This window comes from Mesorhizobium sp. M7D.F.Ca.US.004.01.2.1 (assembly GCF_003997785.1).
GTDB classification, from domain to species: Bacteria; Pseudomonadota; Alphaproteobacteria; order Rhizobiales; family Rhizobiaceae; genus Mesorhizobium; species Mesorhizobium loti.
On the sequence record NZ_RZRQ01000327.1, the window covers coordinates 1 to 6,569 of the forward strand.

Consider the following 6,569-nt stretch of genomic DNA (forward strand, 5'->3'; position numbering starts at 1 on the left):
TTGCAGCACCGCGCTGAGGCCGAAGCTGGTGGCGACGATCGGCACCGCGGCCGAGCCGATGACCGAGAAGCAGCCATTGATGCCCCAGGCCCACACGAACAGATGCTCCTTGCCCAGCCGCGCCAGCCAGGTCATGGCGGTGGCCATCGGCATGCCCATCAGGAAGGAAGGCGGCGACACCAGGAGGAAGCAGAGCAGCAGCCGGACGGCATAGGGATAGGCGCCGATCCAGTCGAGCACCGGCGACAGATAGAATCCGTACGCCAAAAGCAGCACGCAGATCGCCAGGAGCACCACAGGCAGCAGCGTCCTGGCGCGGTCAAAAATGCGCTCGGCAAACAGGCTGCCGAGGCCGGAAAACACCAACATCGACGAGATCAGCACCGAAGCCGATACAGTCGGATTGGCCAGCGCCACGGTGAAGCGGCTTATCAGCCCGACCTCGACCATGATGTAGCCAAGGCCGAGGCAAGCGAAATAGAGGATGGTGCCGAGCTTGCCACGCGAGCGCGAGAACACGATGCGCCAGCCGAAAAGGACCGGCAGCAGCACCAGCGACGCGGCCGTGATGCAGGCGATGCCGAGCGTCGCCCAGATCAGCAGATAGCCCCAGTCGTCCTGGAACAGGTCGAGCCTGTCCAGCGTCCGCGGCAGGTCGGCGACCTTCACATAGGCGGCGAAGTAGGGCTGGTCATTGCTCAGCGGACGTGCGTCGAAGACATAGTCGCCGGCGAGCCGCTCCCAGCCGCCAGTCAGCAGCGCGTGCCAGGCCATGCGCTCCAGCGCCGTCGCCGGCAACACCTGCGGACCGGCATCACCGCCAGCCCCCGCGCAGGTATCGAGCGTCGGATCGACGGGCGCCGTCGGATCGCAGTCGAGATCGGCCGGGACGATCGGATCGGCCGGCGCCGTCGCATCGGCGGCGGGCTGGGTCAGCGTCGCATCCTCGCCGCTGCCGAAGATCGAGGCGCGATAATCGTCGAGGATCTTTTGCGCCGCCGAGCCGTCATAGGCCATGCCGGGATAATAGATCTCCTCCCACGACATCGACCTGGTGTAGTCGCGCAGCGTCTTGATTTCCGCCTCGGTGAAGCCGCCGCGCTTGAACAGCACCGTCGTCGTCGACAGATAGCTCGACACGGCGAAGATGTCTTTGGCGGCACCTTGGCCGTCGAACGTTCGGGCCGCCTCGGCGATAGTCGAGTACAGCTTCAGCACCGATTTCGGCGGCTCTTCCTTGTTCCACAAGGTCACCGACAGCACGCCGCCATCGGCAAGCGCGTGCATGTAGCTCAGCATCGCTTCGTGCGTGTAGGCATACTTCTCCGAGATGGCGAAGCCGCCCGGATTGGACAGGCCGACACTGTCGGCAAGGCTGAGGTCGATGACGTCGTAGCGCTCAGCGGTGTTGGCCAGGAACAGGCGCCCGTCATAGTCGATCACCTTGAGCCGCGGCTCGGCCAGGATGTCGCCGGTGACATCCCTGAGGATGGGGTCGCGGAACGCCCGCAAGGTCATCGGGTTGCTTTCGGCGACAGTCACCGAGGTCGAGCCGGCATCGAGCGCGGCCTGCGTGGAGATGCCGCCGCCGAACTGCACGACGAAGGTCTTGGGTCTAGCCTTGATGACATAGGGGTAGTGCATCGGCAGATAGCGGAAATAGACCTGCTCGGCCGGCGCCAGGTTGCGCATGATGCCTTCCGGCCCGTCGCCGTCGCGATACATGCCGACATAGGTGTTGGCGGGAACCTCGGGCATGCCGAAGGCGGCATTGTCGCTCAGGCCCGGCGCGAAATGCATGTAGGAGCTGGCATAGACCTGCAGGTCGCCGAACGGCGAGACGCTGCGGTAGATGCGCTTGCCGTCCGGGAAGTTGCGGGCATAGGCGACGCCCTTGTACTGCGACACGGCGATGTCGGGGATGCCGAGCAGGCCGGGCAGCATAAGGTAACCGGCGATCGACAGCGCTGCCACGACCACGCCGGCGACAACGCTCTTCCAGGCACCGAAGGCCAAGAACCACAGCAGCGAACCGGCGACCCACAACAGCAGCGGCACGACGATGATGGTTTCCGGCGCGAACAGATACATCGACACCAGAACGACGAGGCCTGCGAGCCCCGAGCCGGTGAGGTCGGCGAAATAGACGCGGCCAAAGGCCGTGCGGCTTTTCAGGAAGACGATACCGAGGAAGAACGCACCGGCCAGGAACGGCAGGAGGTAGAGCAGGAAATTGGCCAGCAGCCGCCATTTCTGCTCGGGGTCGGAGACCAGGAAGATGGCGTTGAACGGCACCGTCTGGGCGACGAGGTTGGAGGCGACGGCAAGCGGGCCGATCAGCAGCAGGGCGGCGGTTGCGGCCCCTTGCCAGTGCTTGTCGAACCAGTCCTTGCCGGCAAAGATGACGACGCTGGACAGCGAGAAGCCGAGCATGGCGAGGCTGACCACCAGCGAGCCGAAATGCGACCAGCTGCCGACGGCAAACACCCGCATGACCGATATCTGCAGCGCGATGATGGCGCCGGCGATCAGCCCGACCGCGAGATAGTGGGCGAGCCGCGGCGCCTCAAGCGAGGCGATACTTGGTCGAGAGGTCGATGCGACGGCTGCCATGAGGCCCTTTGATGCGGTGGTTCAGCTCAGCAGGTTCTGCAAAAGTGTCCCACGGTTTTGCGACAAGAACCTACGACAAACAAAGGCCGTCACGGCATAGCCAAATCAGCTGTTATGCGTCCCGACGATCTGGTCGCCTTCCATCTTGGTAAAGGGCACGAAAGGCACCACCTTGCCATTGTAGATGTCCGAGCGGACGATGTTGAACGTGCCGTCGGCAAGCTGCTGCTTGATCACCTTGAGCACATGCTGCGCGCCCGGCGGGCCGACCGGGATGACCATGACGCCATTGGGCTTGAGCTGCTGCAACAGAGACGGCGGGATATGGTCGATGCCGCAGGTGACGATGATCTTGTCGAACGGACCGACGCTTTCCCAGCCGTAATAGCCATCGGCATTCCGGCTGGTGACCGAGCCGAATACACTGTAGCCGCGCTCGATCAGCGCGTCATAGGTCCGGCGGGTGCGCTGTGCCAGCGGGTTGATGATCTCGATCGTGTGCACCTTGTCGGTGAGATTGGCCAGATAGGCCGACTGGTAGCCCGAGCCGGTGCCGATCTCGAGCACGGCTTCGCCGAACTGCACGTCGATGACCGTCGTCATGCGCCCGACCAGATGCGGACCGGAAATGGTCACGCCATAGCCGATATCGAGAAAGGCGTGATCATAGGCGCGCCCCAGATTCTGCGGCAGCACGAACTCTTCACGCGGTGTAGAAAGGAAGGCGCGCTTGTTGCGGTCGTCCAGCACGTCCTTGTTGTAGACCATGATCTGGAAGCGATCGAATCGCTCAGCCAGAAACTTCGGATCTTCGCCGCGATTGGCCACCATCCACTCGATGAACGCCTTCTTGTCGTTCACCGGCACCTCGGCGTTCCGATCGTAGGGCACTGGCAGGGCAGCCCTGACGGCGCCCGGAAGAATGGAAAACGCCGCCGCACCCGCCGACAGCGCCAAGAAGTCCCGACGCCTCATGGAAAAGTCTCCAAAAGTGGCCTTTGCCACCCAAAACCAAGCACTTCAATTCGATTGCACCGCCTCCCAAAACGAGTCAATGGCCCTCAGGAAGCGCCCGTCCGGGCAGCAAATTTGTGGCAGGCGAGCAACAGTTTTGCGGGCGCCAGGCGCCTTTTTAGGCAATTCCTGTCGGCAGTCGCTGCGCTGCAGGTACAACTTCAGGGCACTGCGAAAAAATTAGCAAGGGCTGTTTTGCTTGACTCGGCCGTCAAAAACAGGCAGCAAAACTGCGTCGGAAGGGCGACAACACCACTTTCCTGGCTGTGGACGAAGCCTGATTTGGCCCAAATCCACATCTCGTCGTTGGTTTTGAGAGGGATTGATTAACCAACTTTGTCCATATTTTGAAGCAATCGGCAACCAACGACAGGCGCGGCAAACGCGTCGGGGACCACCTGGGATCACTCGCAGAATGGTCGTCGCGGCTCACAAGGCCACGTACGGGGGAAACCGATTGGAGCGAGATTGGTTGCATGGCGTTGTCGAGTAAACAAAAAATAATCCGGGACCAGCGTGAAGGCGGCGAGTTCGTCGATGCCCCGCGTTCCCCTTCCTTCAATACTGGCCGGGTCGTCCGCTGGATCGCATTGCCTTGCGCCAGCACCGCCATCGGCCTGTGGCTGATCGGCACCATGGCCGGCCTCAGCTCCGTCGGCGCCTCGCTGTCGGCGACCTCGGGTAGCCTGCCGCAGACGCTGTCGATGTCGGGATCGCTCGCCCTTGTCGATCCGCTGAAACAGCATTTCTTGAAAGCACCCTTCGTGCTGGCCAATGCCCATGGCGGCGCTCAGGCGCTGCATGACCAGGCCGTGCAATGCGGCGCCAGCTGCTTCAAACCAGCTGAGGTGAGTCCCCTGGCGGAGAAATCCGAGCGCCTTGTGGCGAAGGCAAAACCCGTACCCACCGTTGCAAAATCGAAATCGCAGGAACGCTTCGAACGCATGGAAGCGTCGTTGTCGCCGATGAAGCTCGCCGCTGTCTTCGCGAGTGCCGGCAAGCCTGCCCCGGCAGCCAACACACCCGCACTTCCGGTCATTTCTAGTGTCGCGCCGCAAATTGCCGAGGCGTCGCTGGTGCCATCCGTCCAGGTCATGGCCAGCCTGTCGGATGACATGCCGGCTCCGGCGGCGGAACGCTTCGCCCGGCTGGATACCGGCTCAGTGGTCGTGCAGACCGCGCCGCAACCGACGGGCTTTGCCCAGTCGGAGACGCCAGATAATTCGCAGCTGGCGCTTGCCCTCGTGGAGTCGCTGCCGGTCGACGACGAGGCGTTTGCCTCACCGCTGCCGATCGAAGAATCGTCGGCTGACGTCGCGGTTTCGCCCGTCGAAACCCAGCAGGACCAACCCGGCGATGCCGCCTCGCTGCCGGACGCGCTCACCGACGACGTGCCGTTGCCGACCCGCCGCCCGCAATTCGACGCACCGCAGCAGCCCAAGGTCGTGCAGCAGCAGTCCAAGCCCGTCCAGCAGCCGAAGCCGGCGCGCGAGACCGTCCAGCAGGCTCAGCCGACCAAGCCGGCGCGGCAAGGCCGACCGGCCGATGGCGGCAATGTGTTGGCCTATGCCAAGCCGGACACGCCTTCGGGCGGCCTCGGCAAGGCATTCAGGAACCTGTTCAACTCGCCAGGGTCTAGCAGCGGAGCCAGCAATGGCGTCGCCGTCTACGACATCAGCGCCGGCACCGTCTACATGCCTGACGGCTCGAGGCTCGAGGCGCATTCGGGCATCGGCCCCATGGCGGACCAGCCTCGCTATGCCAACCAGAAGAACCGCGGACCGACACCGCCCAACACCTACAATCTATCGCTGCGCGAGTCGCGCTTTCATGGTGTGGAGGCCTTGCGCTTGACACCGGTCGATGGCCGCAACAAATACAATCGCGACGGCCTGCTGGCCCATACCTACCTGCTTCGGGGCCGCTACGCCCAGTCGAGCGGTTGCGTCGCCTTCAAGGACTATGCGCGCTTCCTCGCCGCCTTCAAGAAAGGCAAAATCAAGCGCCTCGTTGTGGTGCCGCGCCTGAACGGATCGGCGACCCGTGTGGCGGCGGACAACGCACGCGGCGCCTGATCCTTCCGGGCAGGCACGCAACCAACGTCTCCTCCTGACAGCCTTCTGTCAGGAGCCGCATCCGGCGAGGCGCCTCACCTCATCCCACTCTTTCCATTTTGGCCAGGAAATCCCATATTCGGGACATGGCCAAATCTCCCGATCAAAAAGCGCCGCCGACGGCGAACGACGACCGCGCCGCGCCGAAGCGGCGCAGTCCGCTGACGGATTTCCTCGACGCCTCGGAGCCGCTGCACAGAGGCGGCTTCGCCGAGATGCCGCAGCCAGAGCTCTCGGGCACGCCGCTGACCGGTTCGATCGCGGATTGGGCCGAGCAGATCGAGCAGGAAGCCGAGAAGGAAGGACGTCTCGTCGGCAAGGGCGACGGCGGCAAATCGCCGAAGCCGTCGAAGAAGATACCCGAGCGCTCAAGCTCGCCGGGGCGCAGTTCGCGCGGCACCTCGATGGGTGGCGCGGCAACGGCCAGGGAGCGCACGGCAGCCGGCCTCAATCCGGTCGCCGGCCTCGACATCTCGCTGGAAGACGCCGAGACGATGGCCTCGGGCAGCGTCACCGCGACGGTGGCCGCGCTGTCGGCGCTGATCGAATCCGGCAATCCGCTGCACAAGGACGGTGTGCTGTGGACGCCGCACCGCCCCGCCCGCCCGGAAAAATCCGAAGGCGGCATTACCATCAAGATGGTGTCGGATTTCGAACCGGCCGGCGACCAGCCAACCGCGATCAAAGATCTGGTCGAAGGCGTCGACAACAACGACCGCACCCAGGTGCTGCTCGGCGTCACCGGGTCCGGAAAAACCTTCACTATGGCCAAGGTAATCGAGGAGACGCAGCGCCCTGCTTTGATCCTGGCGCCGAACAAGACGCTGG

4 protein-coding genes are annotated in these 6,569 nt (G+C 63.8%); 2 read left to right on the top strand and 2 right to left on the bottom strand.

Annotated elements, in window-relative coordinates; all coding sequences use genetic code 11:
* Together EN993_RS29055 and EN993_RS29060 are read right to left on the bottom strand one after the other, a co-directional pair.
* A partial coding sequence (locus EN993_RS29055) for a hypothetical protein (protein WP_127265502.1) occupies window positions 1-2,613 on the bottom strand: 2,613 nt, incomplete at its 3' end.
* 105 nt (window positions 2,614-2,718) lie between these two features.
* Complete coding sequence (locus EN993_RS29060; protein ID WP_127265503.1) at window positions 2,719-3,588, bottom strand: protein-L-isoaspartate O-methyltransferase; 870 nt, start codon at window positions 3,586-3,588, stop codon at window positions 2,719-2,721.
* 515 nt (window positions 3,589-4,103) lie between these two features.
* On the opposite strand from EN993_RS29060, the gene EN993_RS29065 reads away from it, so the two are divergent.
* The gene (locus EN993_RS29065; protein ID WP_127265504.1) at window positions 4,104-5,702 is read left to right on the top strand and encodes a DUF2778 domain-containing protein; all 1,599 of its coding nucleotides are present in this window, start codon (window positions 4,104-4,106) and stop codon (window positions 5,700-5,702) included.
* 125 nt (window positions 5,703-5,827) lie between these two features.
* The coding region (locus tag EN993_RS29070; protein WP_164757878.1) for a DEAD/DEAH box helicase family protein at window positions 5,828-6,569 on the top strand (742 nt) is incomplete at its 3' end.